This is a genomic window from Pyrofollis japonicus, from assembly GCF_033097485.1.
GTDB classification, from domain to species: Archaea; Thermoproteota; Thermoprotei_A; order Sulfolobales; family Pyrodictiaceae; genus Pyrofollis; species Pyrofollis japonicus.
In genome coordinates, this window is record NZ_AP028634.1 from 1,068,725 (window position 1) to 1,086,928 (window position 18,204).

Below are 18,204 nucleotides of genomic sequence, written 5' to 3' on the forward strand. Positions count from 1 at the left end.
CTTATTGAGGTAAGGTAAGAGGACGCACACATAGGGGGATTCATGCCTTGAAGAAGTATTTAGCTCCAATCCTTGTAATAGCGCTCCTCGTAATTCCCTTCGCATCCTTCGTACAGCCAGCAGCGGCTCAGGCGGAGAAGGGCCCTGCAGCTGACCACGTTATTTGGAAGGCTGTCCCGTTGCAGAATGCTGTTCAAGCGTTGACGAGCGGCGACATCGATGTCTACTTGTTCGGTCTGCGGCCCTCTGCTGCCCAGCAGCTCGTAGGCAAGCCTGGCATTGCCCTCTACCAAGCCCCCGCAGGCCTTGTTGATATCGGGCTGAACCCGGCGCCGGTCATGATTGTGCAGCTCCCAGGCAAGGTTAGCAAGGCTGCCGCGGCCCAGGCCCTCGGCGTAGACCCCGTGGTAATCTCGGCGGTAACCTACATACCGGCTGACGCTAACCTAAGCATACTGAACTCGATGCCTTTCATTGGTGTACCTATAAACAAGACCGACGTAACTATCGTTGAGCTTTGTGCTAAGCCGGCAAGCCTCCCCGGTAACGTAGAAGTACTCTGGCAGAGCGACAAGTATGACATCAACCCATTCTGCTTCCGAGACATAAGGTTCGCGCTCAACTATGCCATCGATAGAGACTACATCGTTAAGAACATCTACAAGGGCCTAGCAATAGCGAAGTACACGTTCTATGGTCCAGACGACCCAGTATACACCGAGCTAATAGATATAGTAGCGAAGTACAAGTTCAGCTACAATCCCGACCTCGCAAAGAGCATAGTATCAAAGGTACTCGCAAAAGCTGGTGCTGAGCAAAGAGGTGAGGTCTGGTACTACAACGGTAAACCAATACAAGTGATTGGTATTATTCGTGTTGAGGACGAGAGGCACGAAATAGGCCTAATGTTCGCCAACGCCCTCGAGCAGATGGGTATACAAGTGATAAAACAAGAGGTAACCTTTACGGAAGCCATACCCAAGGTGTACTACACCGATCCACGCGACTTTGAGTGGCACTTCTACACTGAGGGCTGGGGCAAGGGTGCCATCGATAAGTGGGACCCATGGAACCTAGCACAGTTCGCTGCAGCATGGCTAGGCTGGTCACCAGGATGGTTCGAGCCAAGCTACTGGAACTACAGGAACTACACTATCGACTACTACAGCATGCTAACAGCACAGACACAGATAAATGCAGATCAGCTCAAGGAGAGCAATTATGTTGACTATCTAGTGTGGATACAAAAGGGATTCATAAAGCCTGGTGAAACAATTTACATAGAAAGCAAAGACCACTGGATTTCTTATCTACGTAGGGGCACTGAGCTAGGCCTCTTAGAGAGTATCAGAATCTGGATAGTTGCCACAATGGATACCTATGCTGCAAGGAGTGACGTCAAGGGCGTTACATTAGACCTTGGCGCTGGTTTAAGGAATCCATTCTTCTATCGTGGTATGTATAAGGAAGGTAGCGACACGATAAGGGTCGGTCATCTACACGTTTTCACGGCTGGTACGATCTGGGATCCGGTTGGCGGTTTCAGCGATGTCTACAGCGTTGATCCAATGAGGGCGACCTACGATCCATGGATTTGGAGACACCCGTTCAACGGCGAGCCAATACCGTTCCGTGTAACATTCAGCGTTGAGACGGCAGGCCCAACTGGTAAATTACAGGTGCCAGACGACGCAGTATGGTGGGACGCGAAGCATCACAAGTGGGTGCTCGCTAAGGAGCTAGGCAGGACAGAGGCAACAAGCAAGGTGGTATTCGACCTAAGCAACCTCATAGGAACACACTGGCACGATGGCGAGACAATAACCTGTGCAGACATAGTAGGTTACTATGCCGAGCTACTAGACCTAGCATACAACCCGACAAAGAGCCAGATAGAGGGAAGCGTGGCCTCCCAGCTACAGCAGAGCTTCAACACATTCGTAGCATTCAGGTTCCTGCCAGGACAGAAGAAGATAGAGGTCTACCTCAACTACTGGCACTTCGACCCCAACTACATAGCTGACTACGCAGTAATAGCTCCATCAATACCAGTACCGCTACTCCTAGCAGAAGACTACCTAGCATTCGTGAAGAAGACCTACGCGCTAAGCGACACCCGCAGCGAAAAGGAGAACATACCGCACATCAACCTAGTACTCAAGAACCACGCCGAGGACATAGCTAAGGCCCTCGATGAGATGAAGTTCGACGACTACAAGAGCTGGTTCACACTACCACACGGCAAGACCGTCATGACGCCGCAAGAGTGGAGTGACAGAGTATCAAAGATAAAGAACTACATAAAGGAGTACGGTGTTGCATGGATAAGCCAGGGTCCGTTCAAGCTAGTACGCTTCGACAAGGACGCCCAGGAGCTAGAATTAGAAGCCTTCCGTGATCCAGCATACCCGTTTGGCCCCAAGAAATGGGTATATGGCTTACCAGTTCCGACCGAAATAACTTCAGTAGTAGTACCTACTGTGGTTACGGGACAAGACGCCCAGATAACGATTGTTGTAAAAGGTCTCGAACCGATACACGTAATATACATCATACGTGATCCAGCAACAGGAGAAATTGTGTTAAAGGGCATGGCCCAAAAGACTGCAACTGGTTACATAGTAAAGTTGCCAGGTAAAATAACAATAAAGTTGAAGCCGAACTATGTATATGAACTCGAAATTGTGGCTTACAGCGAGCAAGTTGCATTGCCTGCTGGAAAGACGGCATTACTACAAACATTGTCGCCTGGATTAAGTCAACAATTATCGCAGACACAGAAACAGATACAGCAGCTCCAAAAGCAGCTTGGCCAGCAAGCTGAGGAGATACAGCAGCTAGGTCAGCAGGTGCAGCAGCTAGCACAGCAGCTCGGCCAGCTACAGCAGCAGCTTGGCCAGCAGGTAGCCCAGGTGTTGCAGCAGTCACTAACACAGCTGGCAAATACGATAAGCAAGTTAAGTACATCTACAGCGCAGGGCTTCGACACGGTCAATAAGCAGATAAAGACTCTCAGCGACACCCTTGCCAGCGTATCAAAGAGCGTAAGCGACCTCGACAAGAAGGTAAGCAACCTACAGAACAGCCTGAACACGTTAGCAACAAAGGACGACGTGAATAGCGTGGCGAGCAAGGCATCCTCAGCGGCAAGCAAGGCCAACGCAGCGCTATGGGTATCAGTGATCAACCTAATATTGCTACTAGTAGTAATAGCGCTGCTATTCCGCAAAGCCTGAGAATAGCAGCTGATTAGGGTTTTAAACCTATACTGTTTTTTGTTTTTGTATCTTTGTTCTTGTTTCTCATCTATTTATTTGCAGAGCATCGTTATAATTGTTTTATGTATCATCTTATCAGTATACTTCATAGTGGTTATGTTTGTTTAACGTTTTAGGCTGTGTGAATAATTACCTATTATCAGTTGATTCGCTAGGCTTTTTGTACCCCCTTGGCTCTCCTAAACGACTCGGACACAGACGAGAATATCCATGTCTCCTATATCAAAGCGTTGTCTGTACAAATCACCCTAATACAAGTCATATGTTTAGGTGTAGAGGGGTAACCGGGTCTTGGCGGGCAGGACTGCCTCTGTGCTTGCAAGGCGTGCCGTGTTCCTCACAATAGCACTTATCTTGATAATGATACTGACTGCTGCGATTATCGGTGCCTCTGGTTACGACGAGAAAGTGATAAGGGCGATTATTGGAACCGAGCTCCAGGCTTATAGGCAGTCGCTTCAACGCCAGAATATACCTGCGACGGAGATTCAGAAGCTTGTTGAGCAGCGTAAGCAAGAACTAATAGAAATATATGGGCTCAATAAGCCGTGGACTGCGCGTGTCCTTCCTATGGCGTTCCGTGCTCTGAAGCTTGATCTGGGCTATGTAAAGAGCCGCGCGGTTGCCGATGTCGTGGGGAAGCAGTTGCCTCTTAGCGTTAAGGATGCTATCCTAACGGTTCTCCCAAGAACGATAGTGATGTTGACTGTCGCCGAGCTCATATGTGCTGCTATAGCTCTCCGGCTTGCTCCATTGATAGCCTATAAGCGTGGAAGCCTTCTCGATAAATCGGTCATAGCGTATGCGGCGTTTACTAATGCCCTACCTATATGGTGGCTAGGCCTTATAGCAATATTCTTGTTTGGCTACGAGTTACGCATCGCTCCGACAGATTATAGGATAGTGATTAAGTATATTAACGAGTTTACAAGCAATCCTGGCGACGCCATGATAGGTTTGCTCAAAGTATCATGGCTACCGGTCACGGTGGTCGTGATAGGCCTTCTAGGCGGCTGGCTCTACGGTATACGAGCAATAGCTATACGTGTAGTCAACGAGGACTACGTCTATGTTGCAAAAGCTAAGGGCCTTCCAGAGGAAATAGTGGTCAAGCGCTACATTCTTCGAGTAATTCTGGGACCCGTGCTAACAATAGTGATACTGGCTCTTGCCGGCTCAATAGGTGGCTTCATTATCACGGAGTCAGTCTTCGACTGGCCAGGCATGGGTTCACTATACTATGCAGCAATAACGAGCGGTGATGCACCAACGCTCATCGGGCTCATATACATAACAACGTTGGTGTATATACTGGCGAGGTTTACTCTAGAGGTACTATACATACTCGTAGATCCACGTGTCCGTTACTAACCAAACTGTGTTTTTACGCAATTCATGTCTGTCTTAAACATGCTTCGTAGTGATTGATAAAGGATGTGTATGAGATAGGCCTCTTACCTGGGGGATAGGGTTTGAGCACGAAAGCTGCAGAAGTAAGGAAGAGAATGGCTAAGGCACGGTCGGAGAGATTCCGCGAGGCAAGAGAGATTCTTGACGAGGTCTGGAGGAGCCTAATGGGTAAAACGGGCCTCATACTCATAGTGTTCTTAGTAATTGTGTCAATTTACGCGCTGGTTTCGATGCCGCCAAATATAGTCAAGCTTTGGAATGATCCTAAGGCGTGGGAAGATAATCCATCAGTAGTTCCGCCTACCTGGGTCAGCTACTTCGGGACACCCGTTGCCCCCCACGTCGCAAAGGTGCTGAAGCCTTCACAGCAAGGAGTATATAGCTCGGCAATGATTGAGAACGCTGTTCCTGTTGCTGGTTTTGTGCAGGTCTTCTCGCTAGACTACAGACTTGACGCCAAGGCGTTCCCACAAGACATTATTGCTAAGATTGTTGATGCCTCTGCGAACCCTGTTGGCGGTGTACAACCCATTGTAACGGTGTACATGATTGTAAAGAGGCCCGACGGGCTCGTCGTCATGGTTAATTCGCCTGCGCCGCAGCCCCTCAAGGACATTATTGCGGCTGGCGTCATAAGGCTTGACCCTGCGCAGACAGCTGCCTCTCTTGCAGCAGCTTTTAACATAAGCCTTACGGAGGCCCAGGCGCAGCCCATACGGCTATTGTTCGGCAAGCTGGTCGGCAACCGTGTTGAACCGTTGCTCGGCACGTACAAGATAGACTTGATACTAATGTATGGCGGTGTTGACCCACACTCCATGGAGCAAGCTGTGAAGCAGGGCACCTCCGGCATACAGAGTGTCAAGATGATAGTAAAGGGCTCGGCCTACGGACTAATGGGCACCGACTACGTTGGCCACGACCTCTGGCTCGGCCTGCTCTTCGGATTCCCAGCCGCGTTGGCCGTTGGCTTCTTCGGCGCAGTAACAGCGGCACTCATAGGCATGATTATGGGAGTTATAAGCGGCTACTATGGCGGATGGGTTGACGAACTCATTCAGCGTACAGTAGACGTCCTCGGAAACATACCGCTTCTCCCAATACTGGTGCTGATAGGCGTTATTGTACAGGAATGGAACATTAGTCCCTGGGCGCGCTTGTTCATAATTATCGGCGTACTCGTTCTCGTATCCTGGGGCGGCTTAACGATAATCGTCAGATCAATGGTTCTCAGCATTAAGTCAGAACCATATATTGAGGCCGCGAAGGCGGTTGGCGCGAGCAATACGAGGATAATGTTTCGCCACATAGTGCCGCAGATATTGCCCTACGTGTTCGCTAACCTAGTGTTCTCGGTCCCAGCGGCAATACTGACCGAGGCCGGTCTAAGCATCCTAGGCATAAGGCACGGCCTGCCAACATGGGGCGCCATATTGAGCGATGCGGAGGCCTATGTTAGGAGCGGTGGCAGCTACGCGGTGTGGTGGTGGATACTGCCGCCTGGCATACTCATAGGTATAACCTCTGTAGCATTCGTGTTCCTAGGACTCGCGCTCGAAACAGTAGTTGAGCCAAGGCTCCGCAGGAGGTGAGGTGTATATGAGTAAGACAGTTATGAGTCAAAATGGCGTAATTAAGGCGGAGGAGCTAAGAGTATGGTTCCCTGTAAGGCGAAGCATTGTTGACGCCCTCCGTGGAAGACCCCAGCTCTTCGTCCATGCAGTCGACGGTGTCACGTTCGAGATACATGAGGCGGAAATATTCTGCCTTGTAGGAGAAAGCGGTTGCGGCAAAACTACGACGGGTAGGGCACTCCTACGCCTCATAGACAAGAGCAATGTTCGTGGTGGCCACGTCTACTTCCGCCCCAGCAAGGAGGTCTACGAGGAGGTTGCGCGACTAGCTCCTCAAGCAGTGGTTGAGGAGGGCGTCATAGACCTCTACCGGGTACCGGATAAGGCTATGAAGCCTCTGCGCAGGGAGCTACAAATAGTGTTCCAGGACCCCTTCGGCAGCCTCAACCCGCGCATGAAGATAGGCGATATACTCGAAGAGCCGCTCATAATTCACGGCATAGGTTCTACCCCGGAGGAGCGTGCAGAGATCATAGCGAGAGCCCTTGAAATCGTCAAGCTTACACCGCCCGAGGAGTTCGTTGATAGGTATCCGCACCAGCTCAGCGGTGGGCAGAGACAGAGAGTAGTGATAGCGAGAGCACTGCTCCTCAACCCAAGATTCCTCGTTGCCGACGAGCCTGTATCAATGCTCGACGTATCTATACGTGCAGAGATCCTCGAGATACTGTTCGAGCTGAAGGAGAAGCACGGCCTAGCGCAGCTGTTCATTACACACGACCTAGCGCTCGCGAGGCACGTGTGCGACCGATTAGCAGTAATGTACCTTGGCAGGATAGTCGAGATGGGACCAACCGACGTAGTCATATCGAAGCCACTGCACCCCTACACTAGGGCGCTCATGGCAGCAGTACCTGAGCCCGACCCGCGCAACAGGCTCCGCGTAAGAAACGTCCCGATAAAGGGCGAGGTAACAAGCGCGGTTCACTTGCCGAGAGGATGCAGGTTTAGGCCGAGATGCGTAGCATACGACCAGACGCCAGCAGTGAGACCGAAATGCGACTCAGAAGAACCGCCACTCTTCGAGGCGGAGCCAGGGCACCACGTCGCCTGCTGGCTACACGCCCCGAGAGAAAAACTCGGGGCATAGCCCTTTTCTCGACCCGGAATAATTTTTAAGATAATTCCTCGCCACGTCCAAACCCTGGCTAATGTATCTAGCTTCTGGCACGGTGTTACTTCCTCCTAACCCAACTATCCAGCTCCTAACCCAGTATGCTTGTCGGGGAGAATGTTGCAGAGATATGGTAAACTCCTCCTAAGCATAGGATACTTGTCCGCACCCTTTGCCGGACCCGGCTCAGCAGTAATAACGGCCGCGGGCTGGCTCTCCTACGGCTCCGAGTCCGGCAAGAACCACTTGAGCATGATCGGGCTCATAGGCCTGCTAGGTGTTGCGGGAATACTAAGCGGCACCTATGTGGCCAGCCTCTCCGGGCTACAGGGCGCCGGGGGAGTACTGCTGCTACTCTACTTCGCCCTCGGAGTCGCGGCGATATGGATGCTCGGCTCGGAGCACAACAACTCAGCACTAAAGGCTGCCGCAATGCTGCTCGCAGTCTCATGGCTCCTAGCAGTAGCTGGCGCCAGCGACATAAGCAGCGCCACTAGCGCTGCATCGGGCACGGTCATCGACTGGGGAGGAGTCTCCTGGGCAAACGCGGCAGCACACAACGTTATACAGAAGATAGGCGGCTCAGCGGCAATAGCAAAGGCCCTTGCCCTGCTAGGAGCGGTGCTAGCGAGCTTTGGCTTCCTATCGCTAAACGAAGCGCGTACCGGTATATCGCATGAAGAAACAATATTCAGCATAGGAACATACTAAGAGCCAGCCCGTTAAGCGTTTTTATACCTCCAAGGATTCTCCCTCTTCATAGCACTGATATTGGTTCTCTCGCCTTCTTCTCTATTAGCCGCATGTCCTTTGCACGGTTTTCTCTGAGCGCTTTAATACCCGCTTCTTAATAGGTATTACCACACGTAGAGGGTGCAAGACAATTTGAGCACAGAAGCAAGCACACTGCGCCCAACAACCGGGATAATAAAGCCCCGCTTCAGCATAAGAAAGAACGGTGACGGCAGCCTCGTGCCACGGCACCACAGCGGCATAGACCCGGGCCTCGTGGGAGAGAAAGCATTCAAGCACCCGGCTGTGGCGAAGTGGTGGGGCTGGCTACTAAGCGAATACGAGCCCCCATATAGCGTGGCACTGATAACTCCGTGTAGCAACGTCAAGCCGTACACGAAGAGTCCTACGAGCAGAAAGATAAGAGGCCTACTAAGGCGCCTAGACCTATGGGATAGTGAAAACAATAGGCCCCGAGGCATTGTTTGGCTATACTTCAGCGACTTGCTGATATTCGTGCCCTACGAGCAGGCCGAGGAGTACCCGGCCTGCTGCTACGAGGTGCCACCTCAACTCGTCCTAGCGAACCCGGGGCTGGTTGAGCTCGTAACTAGCAAGCTGTCGGAGGCCGTCAAGCACCTAGCCGATTACTTGGAGCAATTCGTCGTGTTCTTGCCAAGGAGGCACCTTACCTTGTGGGAGGCGGCGAAGAAGAAGTCGGCTAGATGGCCCGCAGAGCTGAGAGTAAAGTACACCCTCTTCTCGACAAGCGGGGTAGAAGCAGCGCTTAAGACCGTACTAGAAGAGCGTTGACGTGATGCCAGCAACTCTTTTCAAGTATTACTCTTCAAAGCCTCCCATGAGGAGCAGCTCGGCCAGCGCTCTAACATATCCTTGCCCAAGAAACGGGGAAGCTAGGACCCATGGCCTGGGAGTGGAAGTGGAGCAAGCACACAATACTCTTCAAGGGAGCAGAGAGCTTCGAGCAAACCGAGGCCCCGGTCTACCATAGCACCGGAGGGCCGTTGTTCAAGACGCTTCTCAGCAGCGGTTGCAGAATGGACTGCCGCTACTGCCCATTTGCCCGTTTCTGTAGAATTGCGCGCGAGCGCTGGGATCGGGAAAAGCTCGTTAAGGCATTTCTCACAGCGTACGAGGAGGGAATAGTTCGCGGACTCTTTCTTAGCAGCGCGCTCTACGGCGACCCCGAGAGGGTTACGACAGATATAATCGAGGTTGCAGAGGAGCTTCGCAGAAGGGGATACAACGGCTATATACATCTGCGCCTAATGCCCGGTACGCCGTCTCAGCTCGTGAAAAGGGCGCTAGAGGTAGCAGACAGGGTGGGGATAAACCTAGAGGCTCCTAACCCCTCAGCTTTCTCCGAGATAGCTCCTAGCAAGGGTAGCTGGAGTCTAGATATCTACTCAAAGCTACTCTACGCGGCAAGAATAGCCAAGAGCGCGAAGCGCGTTGACACGCAGCTAGTTCTCGGTGCAAGCGACGAGACGGACACCGAGGTCTTAAGCCTCATAGAAGTACTCGTATCTAACGGCATAGGCATAGTCCACTTCAGCCCCTATACACCAATACCTGGCACGCCTCTCGCAGAGAAAAAGAAGAAGCCAACCCCTCTCTGGAGGACAAAACAGCTCTATGAAGCCCTTGTCCTCATACGAGACTACGGGTTTAGGCTAAAAGACATCAAGCCGCTAATCAGGGAAGACGGCAACATGCCGCGGCTAGGTAAAAGCCTCAAGGAAAGCATAGCAGAGCTACATCCAGGCTGGTTCCCTGTAGACATAGCCACAGCTGGTCAACAAGAACTCCTCCGTGTACCCGGTATAGGTCCTCGCAGCGCCCGGGCCATCATCAAGCTGCGCCGCTCGGGGCAGAAACTGGACGTATTTACGCTACAGAAAATCCTCGGTCCTCAGCGCCTAAGGAAGGCCCTCCCCTTCCTAGACCTCTCTAACACCAATAGGTAAGCGTACAACATAGACAAGGCCTTTAATGGGCTTCTATGCTCATTGAGCAGAAACCAGTGATACCCGGCGCCCTGGTATACAAGAGCACTACGAATATGTAGCTGAGATAGATACTGCTAAGTTAGCGGGGAAGCAGGGCCAATAGTGCCCTGAAGCCACTCTTCCGGTGAAGCAATGTGATAAGCGGGGAGATTGCTAGGAGCAGCGGTGCCCAGAGCAGCCGGGTTCATCAAGTAATCATTCGCTACACGCTGTACTTTCTACCATTCCTAGTCGCTTACATGCTTTACGAATCAATTAGGGCGATAGTTGTAAGTGTGCGCGGCCTAGTCTACTATGGATTCCTTCTGGAAATGAGCAAGAAGTTATTTGGAACACCGCTCACCCTGGTTCTCGCATCTCATCGAAACATAGTCCTAGACATTGTTGCCGGAGTTGTCTACGCGCTGCACCCTATCTACTTCTTCCTATTCGCTGTCTACGCGTTGTTAAAGAGTAAGCGTGTATTCGAATACCTCTTAGCCGCGTTCATAGTTAGCAGCGCTGTCGCGATAACAGTGTACGTAGTGATGCCCAGTGCTCCTCCCTGGATAGCACTGCCCGGAGTACAGCGCCCACCCAACTTCCTCCTAGAAATCCTTGAGAAGCTGACAGGGGCACGAATAGATCCTAACCCTTATGCGGCTATGCCTAGCATGCACCTCGCCATGGCCACGATCTTCGCATATTACTACTACCGTCTCCGGCACAGACTCGTTCTCCCAATAACATGGGTAACCTTGATGGCTTTCTCAACGATGTATACACTAAATCACTACTTCGTAGACGTGGTTGCTGGCATAGCCTTGGGCCTAGTCTCCTGTATAATTGCTGATCGCTACCTCGGACCAAGACTTGGTAATAGCCTTGAGAGGATTGTTGCAAAGCTAGTAGCAGACTAGCGGCAGCACAATTGTGACTACTTCGCCGCTTGTCAGCCTTAAGTATACTTGCACCGGAGTCGTTTTATAGACTAGTAGCTCGCCTCTCATCTCTTTGGGGGCAGTCGGGCCGATCGCACTGTACAATATTGTGAGCTTTGTATAATAGGCATCCTCTCCAAGAACGCCTCCCATTGGTATCGTATATGTTGTCCGAAGCAGGGGCGCGGGCTCAGAGTCATAGAACTCCCATGCAAGCGTATCCTGTAGCATAAAGAGCTTAACATCAACGCTGGCCAGGGAGTTGAGTCCGCCTTGCTTTGTTCCTTTAAGGATGAGTCTTGCAAAGAAAGCTTCTCCTAAGCTTGGCTGTATTTTTCTCTCAAAGGGGAAAGCAGTACCCGTAGACAAGTTAATCTTCTCGTCAAGGACTCTCTCTATGCTTGAGCACATACTCGTCGAAGGCACTATGCGTTCAGCGTAAAATCTTAGAATGGACGCCGAGCCGGGCTTTGTAATGGTTAGTACCCCTCTATCGCTTGACGAGAAGTACTCCACCATGGTTCCTTTCTCTAGCATTATGGGTGTTGAAGGCTTTACAACCACTGTCTCGTTTTCAACCCTAATAGTTATTTTCTCTACAAGGATCTCCTGGCCAGGATTAATAAACATGTGACACCTAAAGATATTCCCTAATATGTCTTCGCATACGCCGTTGGCAAGTATGTTCAGCTGCTCTGCTGTGCCCTCTTCGTGTTCTTTCCCGGTACTGAAGAATGCTAATGCCATGACCAGCACGGCTACTAGTATAAGGGCAATAGTCGTTGCTGCAAGTTTCGTCCTCTTCTCCAACTCCCGTACCGCCCCGCGGCGCTATTATTGCGATAAAAGTATTAGCATTCTCTGCCAAAACCTATAGGCCCTACTATGGCCTTTGCACATAAGAAGCCTCGTTGCATGGCTCCGTTTAGCCACGATTTATTCATGAATTGTTACAAGGCTAGTATCAATAACTATGTGTATTTGTCTATGCTCCAGCTTCTCGGCTTCAAGCGGCGGCACATATGCTCTAAGAAGGGTGCCTGTGCCAGCTAGCCTTACAATCGCTATTGCCCTACCACGCTCCCTTATAACTTGAACAATTCTCGCTGGATAAGCACCCTCAACTCTTTCTCTGACAAGCTTTACGGCCTCTGGGGGGAATACAGCAGTACCCTCGCCAAGTCCTAGAACCTCTGCATCAACGATATTGTGGCCGAGGAATACGGCAGCGTCAAGGTTCGGAGGCCTATAGTAGATTTCAGCGGGCTCTCCCTCAGCTATTATTCTGCCCTCTACCAATATTGCCATCCTCGTTGCAAGGCTAAGGGCCTCGTCCTGGTCGTGGGTAACGTGGATAACGGTTAGCCCGAGCTCGCGATGAAGGCTCATAAGCTCTAGCCTGAGCCTCTCGGCAAGAGGCCTATCGAGGTGGCTTAGAGGCTCGTCAAGCAGGAGTATGCGAGGCTCGGTTGCAAGTGCTGCTGCTAGTGCTGCTCGCTGTAATTGCCCCCCGCTTAGCTCGCCAGGACGCTTATGCGAGACACTGCTAAGCCCAAGCTTCTCAAGCAGCCTCTTTGCCTCCTCCTCGGCTACGCTCCTCTGCACCTTCCTCCTAGTAGTAATAGCGAGAATGATGTTCTCCTTCACGGAGAGGTGGGGAAGCAGGCCGGGAATCTGCTGAACAAGGGCGACCCCCCTAGACCAAGGGGGCAAGCCTCTAGCAGACCTGCCATCAATAACTATATCGCCCCTCGAAGGCTCTACCAGGCCCGCAATAGTCCTCAATAATGTTGTCTTACCGGAGCCGCTGGGGCCGAGAACGACGAGGTAGCTCCCCCTGGGTACACAGAGGCTAACACCGCGAAGGACCTCCTCGCCCCCAAGCCTTACGGCCAGACCTCTTACCTCTAGGAAGCACTTGTTGCTTAGCGGCATTCCCCAGCCCCTATGGAGTGGCTCCGAGAGCCTTAGAAGGCCTAGGCCGATATCCTCCTATACGGTCTGAGAAACCCTGGAGGCTAAAATAGCCTTGAACAAGGTTCTTGCAGCGCTTTCGCGTAAGCCGTTCGCAGTCATAGGGCACCGGGGTGCGAGGGGGAGAGCCCCCGAAAACACGCTAACAGCTCTTCGCTACGCCATAAGTGTTGGAGCCGACATAGCCGAATTTGATGTCCAGCGCACGCGTGACGGAGTCCTAGTAGCCAGCCACGACCCAGTATTAAGGAGCCGGGAGGGAGTCGCGATAAATATCCGCGAATCTCTTTACGAAGAAGTTGCCCGTGTAGAGCTTCCTGGCGGCGAACATGTACCCCGAATAGAGGAAGTAATCAGTGAGGCCCGTGGAAAGATAGCGCTATTTCTAGAAGTCAAGGAGCCAAGCGATACTCGGCCCCTAATAGAGCTTGTGGAAGAGCATGGCGCCGATGACTATGTTGCCGTGATAAGCTTCCACGAGGAAGCAATAGCTGAGCTGAAGAAGATTAAACCCCATATACCTGGCGGCCTAATATATTTCAAGCCGCCAGGCCTCATAACTCAGTGCAAGAAGATAGGATGCGAAATCGTGCTGCCCAGGTACCCCTTAGCAACACCGAAGGCGGTTAGCTTCGCGCACCGCCTCGGACTAAAAGTAGTCGCGTGGACCGTGAATGACGAGAAACTATTCTATGAGATGCATAAGAGAAGTGTTGACGGGATAGCGACAGACTACCCAGACATAGGCGTAAGGATACGCGACTCCATAGCCCAAGGAAAAAGTATAGCATAGCTCCCCGCTCAATGCCTGGTCTCGGCCCGGTTAACTCTTAATAAGGAGGGGTACCAAGCCCCATATACACCCGAATCGGGAAGAAAGAAGGGGGTGCGGCTCAGCCGTGTCGAGAAAGCTACGCCTAATAAGGAGGCTTGAGAGGCATCTTCGCAAACACCCTAACGACAAGCAGGCAAAAGAGCTATTGGAGGCGTTGAAGGAAGGTAGATACGAGTGGCGCGGTAAGAGCGTAGTAATAAAGCCTAAGGAGGCTGCAGCCCAGTCTAGCTAGTTCTCTTTTTGCAGGGACACGACCCTCTTAGAGCCCGCACTATAGTATTTACACCTAGTCCACGGTGGAGCAAGCAAGGGTTTTTCCTGAACATAGCTTCTTCTAAGCATTAGTGCGGCCTCGGCCTTGCAAAGCTCGTAGCCGAGGTAGGCGTAGTGACTCGGCTCAGAAGCTAGGCCTAGGAATGCTGCTGCCTTGTAGATTTCTTCGCCACGGGTACCCCGTATTTCCACTACTCCTTTTCTCCCGATGTAGATGTCTCTTATCTCGTCCTTCTCTACAGTGATTAGATGGCTTCCTGTTAGGTCTTGTCGAAAGCCGTGCCAGGCAGCGAGAATGGATGCATCGAAGACCTTGTCTCTCCTCCGAGGCAGCCTTGGAGGTGGCTGTGGCCTCTTCTCCTTGGCTAGCAGCAGGTCTATTCCCAGGTCTTTGGGCGGCCTCTTCTTAAGCAAAGAAATACCCGTCATAGTGGCCGCTATCGCCGCCTCGGTTACGGCCATGGTGGTCTTCCTGCTCTCCTCTGTTACAAGCAGAATGCTTGCCCCGAGCTCGGCTACTAGCTGTGTAAGCACAGCCACTTGGCCAGGGCTATCAGCGTCGACAAGCTCGTAGACATTCGCTATTCCTGCGAGGATCGGCGTATCCTTAATAATCCTTGAAGCCATGTAGTAGGCCGCTATGCTTTCTCCAAATCCGTATCCCGGGGCAGTGAGGACGGGGTCGGCTACTGGGACTAGGCCCCTCTCCTGCGCCTTCTCCACGAGGTGTTTCAGCTTCTCTGCCCGCTCACTTGGCTCAGCTGGCAACGAGTAACCCTTGCCATATGGCGCAACGACTACTGCGGTGCCCCGTGGAAGCACGTCGAACAACGGGTCATCCATGCCCAGGGTGAAGACGAGGCAGGCCAGGCCCTCAGAGACTGCCTCTGCCGCGAGGACGCGGTCAGGAGTATCAATGGCCACTGGCCTGCCTACGGCCTCGACTACGCGGCTTAGCGCCTTGAGTGCTTCATCTGTGCTCCAGCTAGAGGAGAACCCGGCAACAACTATGTCGGCACCACGGCGCAGAAGCTCACCGGCCTTCTCAGCTGCTTCCTCTACGTGATCCTCTCCCTGCTCAACATAAACCTCGGCCACCACCACCAGTGGCGGTGGGCGTAACGGCACCTTGACCCCGCAAACCTCTACGCCTGGCGACTCCTCGTGGTAGCGGCGCAGCTCCTCTAACCACTTGTCTAGCATGAGGCTCGGCTCCAGCCTCTTCAGCCGCTTCAGTTCCTCCAGCCCTTGTTCCCCAAGCTCGACGAGCAGGAGGAGGGTTCCAGGCTCTTCGGGCCCCTTGACGACGGGCGCGCCCGCTGCATCCTCTAGCTCATCTACACTGTAGCCCAGGGTCCCAGGCACGATAACTAGGTCGTAGCGCCCCTTATGCTCCATGAGTACTCTGCGAAGAAGCTCGCGAGGTATAAGTGCTGCAACCTCCACCGGCGCCTCTATGACCTCGAAGACCCAGCCAGTCTTCTCCGAGAGCATGGAGGCTAGGTCGCGCAGCCTTGGCGCCGCCCTCTTACCGGTGACGAGGGCTATTCGCGGCAAGGTCTACCCTTCTCCCAGGTACCTGGAGCACCAAGGAAGCAATATTACTATCTGTGAGCACCGGGAATCGTTCAGAGGCGCGACACTATGGCAGCGAAGAGAGCTATTGAAGCCATAGCGCTGGGCGTTGGCGTAGTGGAGGCTCTTATATGCCTGCTTGGCGGCGTAGTTGGCTGCAAGGCAGTAACAGCTATCGGTGGGGAGGGAGCCTATATGGCGATAGGGCTCATAGTCTACGTCCTCATCAGCGGGGTTGCCGGCATAAGGCTGGTCTCAGGCCTCACGCTTGGCGCATCTACGGGCGTGCTTCTAAAGACACTGATCAATCTGCCCCGTCCTCCGAGCTCCGAGTGGCTTGTACCTGCAAGCGGTCCTGGATTCCCTAGTGGTCACGCGCTCATGTCTACACTGTTCTGGGGCATAGTTGCAGCTGAGACCCGGAGCCCCCTAGTGTTGCTGGGTGGCTCGTTGTCGGTGGCAGCTGTTTCGGCCTCCAGGCTCGTGCTACACGTACACTATTCCAGGGACATTGTTGGCGGCATAATCGTCGGCTCGGTTCTGGCACTAATTTACTTCTCTGCGAGGATGAGGCTCTGCAGTCTGCGCCTCGCGACAGTGCTCGTCGCGGCTTCAGCCCCCCTGGCAGCTGTAGCGTTGCTCGCTTCGCCCAGCTACAGCTCTGCACAGCACGTTATGGGGATAGTCCTAGGCTTAGCGGCTGGCCTCGCAATCCTCTACACGGGGGTAGGCAAGGAGAGCCTTGTAGAGAAACTAGGAGCCCTTGGGACTCTCCTAGCGCTCACGTGGTCAGGGCTTGGCGCCATCGCAGCGAAGCTCTCCTCTGGCTCCCCCATCTCGGTGCTCGGTTTTGCTCTCTTCGCGTTCCTGGTAACGACTTCTCGGCCAATAGCATTGCTCCTGGTATTGGCGCGTAAAGAGGAAAAGAGATGAGCAAAGCAACTATCGCTACTATTCACCAAAATAGTTGAATATAAAAACAGCGTGGTCCCTAGGGGCTAGTTTAGCGTCTTCCAGGGCCTTTTCGCAAAGTGTCGCAGCAACAGTCTTGCAGCAACAACGATTGGGTCCCATACAGGGTTGGCTCCCGGCCAGTAGGATATATCGTAGCTGAACAGATCCCACACCGTGCCGTGGCCCCAGATAAGCGCTGCCACAACGTTTACGCGCCAAAACGCGCTTGCATCCTCGGAGACGGCTTGTGCTCCGAGAAGCCTGCCAGTCTCCTCGTCAGCGATAACCTTGAGCCTTATCTCTGGCCCTCCACCGAAGTAGTGTGCCTTCGTCCTTGCAGTAAGCGTTGCAGCAACTGGTTTGAACCCGTACCTGCTGGCCTCTTCTTCTCGTAGACCTGTGGCCGCGACGTAGAGCCCGAAGGCGCCGAAGGCGCTTGAGCGCAATACACCCGGAAACACAGCGTCCCCGCCAGCAATATTGGTGCCAGCGACGTAGCCCTGCTTGTTAGCGGCAGGCGCGAACGGCCACCAAACCCTCCCACCAGTTATAATGTCCCTCGTCTCAACGGCGTCGCCGATAGCATAGATGTACTCGTTGCTAGTCCTCATCCTCTCATCTGTCCAAATGGCGCCCGTCTCGCCTATTCGTAGCCCAGCCTTCTCGGCCAACGCCGTATCGGGAACTATTCCCGGAGACACTATGAAGGCATCAGCCTCCACCGAGTCGCCGCCCTCTAGAACGACTCGCCTCGCCACGCCACCATCGCCTTCAATAGACACAGCCCTCTTGCCGAGCACGAGTTCAACTCCCCTGCTCCTCGCCTTCTCCTCAACAACCTCAGCCATTTCCGGGTCGAGAACCTTGTTGGCCAAGTGGTCACGGCTATGTATGAGGACTACCTCCCTACCAAGCTCAGCAATATTGTCGGCAGCCTCTATGCCGGTATAGCCACCCCCTATGACGGCTACTCGCTTAACACTGTTATCGACAACGTACTTCCTTATAGCATCAGCCTCGTCGAGACTATGCAGCGCAAAGACATTTTTATACATGAGCCACTCTCGCGGAACACGTGGCTTAGCACCAGTAGCCAATACGAGGTAATCATACTCGTAGACGCCTTCCTCGCCGCTCCTTGTACGGTACCTTATCCTCCTCGCATCAGCCTCAACGTCTACGACCTCGGTGTATAGGTTAATCTTTATCCCGCGCTTCTTCGTAAACTCCTCCGGAGAATAGTACAGTAACTCCTCTAGTCGCTTAACGCGGCAGCCGAGATAGTAGGGTGTGCCGCAGAGGGCGAAACTAACCCACCCAGACTTCTCGAACACCACGACCTCGGCCTTGTCGCGGAGCAAGCGCTTGACACGACTAGCAGCACTCATACCAGCCGCTCCAGCACCCACAACAGCAACCCGGAGAACCATTACACATGCCCTCCACGAACACTATATGGGCTCCTCAAGGTACAA

The 18,204-nt window shown here is 52.9% G+C and carries 15 protein-coding genes; 11 read left to right on the forward strand and 4 right to left on the reverse strand.

Features of this window, described 5'->3' with window-relative positions:
- Positions 1 to 47 precede the first annotated feature (47 nt).
- The 8 genes from SBG41_RS05460 to SBG41_RS05495 all read left to right on the forward strand — a co-directional run bounded on the left by SBG41_RS05460 (position 48) and on the right by SBG41_RS05495 (position 11,097).
- Positions 48 to 3,236, forward strand: a complete 3,189-nt coding sequence (locus tag SBG41_RS05460; protein WP_317894547.1) for an ABC transporter substrate-binding protein — start codon at positions 48 to 50, stop codon at positions 3,234 to 3,236.
- A 333-nt stretch (positions 3,237 to 3,569) separates the two neighbouring features.
- The gene (locus SBG41_RS05465) at positions 3,570 to 4,649 is read left to right on the forward strand and encodes an ABC transporter permease (protein ID WP_317894548.1); all 1,080 of its coding nucleotides are present in this window, start codon (positions 3,570 to 3,572) and stop codon (positions 4,647 to 4,649) included.
- A gap of 101 nt (positions 4,650 to 4,750) precedes the next feature.
- On the forward strand, positions 4,751 to 6,280 hold the full coding sequence (locus tag SBG41_RS05470; RefSeq protein WP_317894549.1) for an ABC transporter permease: 1,530 nt from the start codon (positions 4,751 to 4,753) through the stop codon (positions 6,278 to 6,280).
- A gap of 7 nt (positions 6,281 to 6,287) precedes the next feature.
- Positions 6,288 to 7,412 carry an ABC transporter ATP-binding protein gene (locus SBG41_RS05475; RefSeq protein ID WP_317894550.1) on the forward strand — a complete coding sequence of 375 codons (1,125 nt, stop codon included), beginning with the start codon at positions 6,288 to 6,290 and terminating at the stop codon, positions 7,410 to 7,412.
- A 144-nt stretch (positions 7,413 to 7,556) separates the two neighbouring features.
- The gene (locus SBG41_RS05480; protein ID WP_317894551.1) at positions 7,557 to 8,147 is read left to right on the forward strand and encodes a hypothetical protein; all 591 of its coding nucleotides are present in this window, start codon (positions 7,557 to 7,559) and stop codon (positions 8,145 to 8,147) included.
- 174 nt (positions 8,148 to 8,321) lie between these two features.
- Entirely contained in the window at positions 8,322 to 8,981 is a 660-nt protein-coding gene (locus SBG41_RS05485; protein WP_317894552.1) for a hypothetical protein, read from the forward strand.
- A 110-nt stretch (positions 8,982 to 9,091) separates the two neighbouring features.
- The gene (locus SBG41_RS05490; protein ID WP_317894553.1) at positions 9,092 to 10,156 is read left to right on the forward strand and encodes a radical SAM protein; all 1,065 of its coding nucleotides are present in this window, start codon (positions 9,092 to 9,094) and stop codon (positions 10,154 to 10,156) included.
- Positions 10,157 to 10,332: 176 nt separating this feature from the next.
- On the forward strand, positions 10,333 to 11,097 hold the full coding sequence (locus SBG41_RS05495) for a phosphatase PAP2 family protein (protein WP_317894554.1): 765 nt from the start codon (positions 10,333 to 10,335) through the stop codon (positions 11,095 to 11,097).
- On the opposite strand, the gene SBG41_RS05500 is transcribed toward SBG41_RS05495, so the two are convergent.
- Entirely contained in the window at positions 11,083 to 11,928 is an 846-nt protein-coding gene (locus tag SBG41_RS05500) for a hypothetical protein (protein WP_317894555.1), read from the reverse strand. The two genes, SBG41_RS05495 and SBG41_RS05500, sit on opposite strands and share 15 nt — an antisense overlap.
- 126 nt (positions 11,929 to 12,054) lie before the next feature.
- Positions 12,055 to 13,053, reverse strand: a complete 999-nt coding sequence (locus SBG41_RS05505) for an ABC transporter ATP-binding protein (protein ID WP_317894556.1) — start codon at positions 13,051 to 13,053, stop codon at positions 12,055 to 12,057.
- A gap of 94 nt (positions 13,054 to 13,147) precedes the next feature.
- Between SBG41_RS05505 and SBG41_RS05510 the strand changes: the two genes are divergently transcribed.
- Together SBG41_RS05510 and SBG41_RS05515 are read left to right on the forward strand one after the other, a co-directional pair.
- Positions 13,148 to 13,885 carry a glycerophosphodiester phosphodiesterase gene (locus SBG41_RS05510; protein ID WP_317894557.1) on the forward strand — a complete coding sequence of 246 codons (738 nt, stop codon included), beginning with the start codon at positions 13,148 to 13,150 and terminating at the stop codon, positions 13,883 to 13,885.
- Between the two features lie 106 nt (positions 13,886 to 13,991).
- Positions 13,992 to 14,159 (forward strand): DUF7022 family protein, encoded by a 168-nt coding sequence (locus SBG41_RS05515; protein WP_317894558.1) that lies wholly within the window; start codon positions 13,992 to 13,994, stop codon positions 14,157 to 14,159.
- Here the strand turns inward: SBG41_RS05515 and SBG41_RS05520 are convergent.
- Positions 14,156 to 15,757: a dihydropteroate synthase-like protein gene (locus tag SBG41_RS05520; protein WP_317894559.1), complete on the reverse strand. Its 1,602-nt coding sequence runs from the start codon at positions 15,755 to 15,757 to the stop codon at positions 14,156 to 14,158. The two genes, SBG41_RS05515 and SBG41_RS05520, sit on opposite strands and share 4 nt — an antisense overlap.
- Positions 15,758 to 15,844: 87 nt before the next feature.
- Here SBG41_RS05520 and SBG41_RS05525 point away from each other — a divergent pair, with 87 nt between their 5' ends.
- Positions 15,845 to 16,708, forward strand: coding sequence for a phosphatase PAP2 family protein (locus SBG41_RS05525; RefSeq protein WP_317894560.1), 864 nt, complete (start codon positions 15,845 to 15,847; stop codon positions 16,706 to 16,708).
- Positions 16,709 to 16,773: 65 nt separating this feature from the next.
- Here the strand turns inward: SBG41_RS05525 and SBG41_RS05530 are convergent, their stop codons facing one another.
- Positions 16,774 to 18,159 carry an FAD-dependent oxidoreductase gene (locus tag SBG41_RS05530; protein WP_317894561.1) on the reverse strand — a complete coding sequence of 462 codons (1,386 nt, stop codon included), beginning with the start codon at positions 18,157 to 18,159 and terminating at the stop codon, positions 16,774 to 16,776.
- Positions 18,160 to 18,204 lie beyond the last annotated feature (45 nt).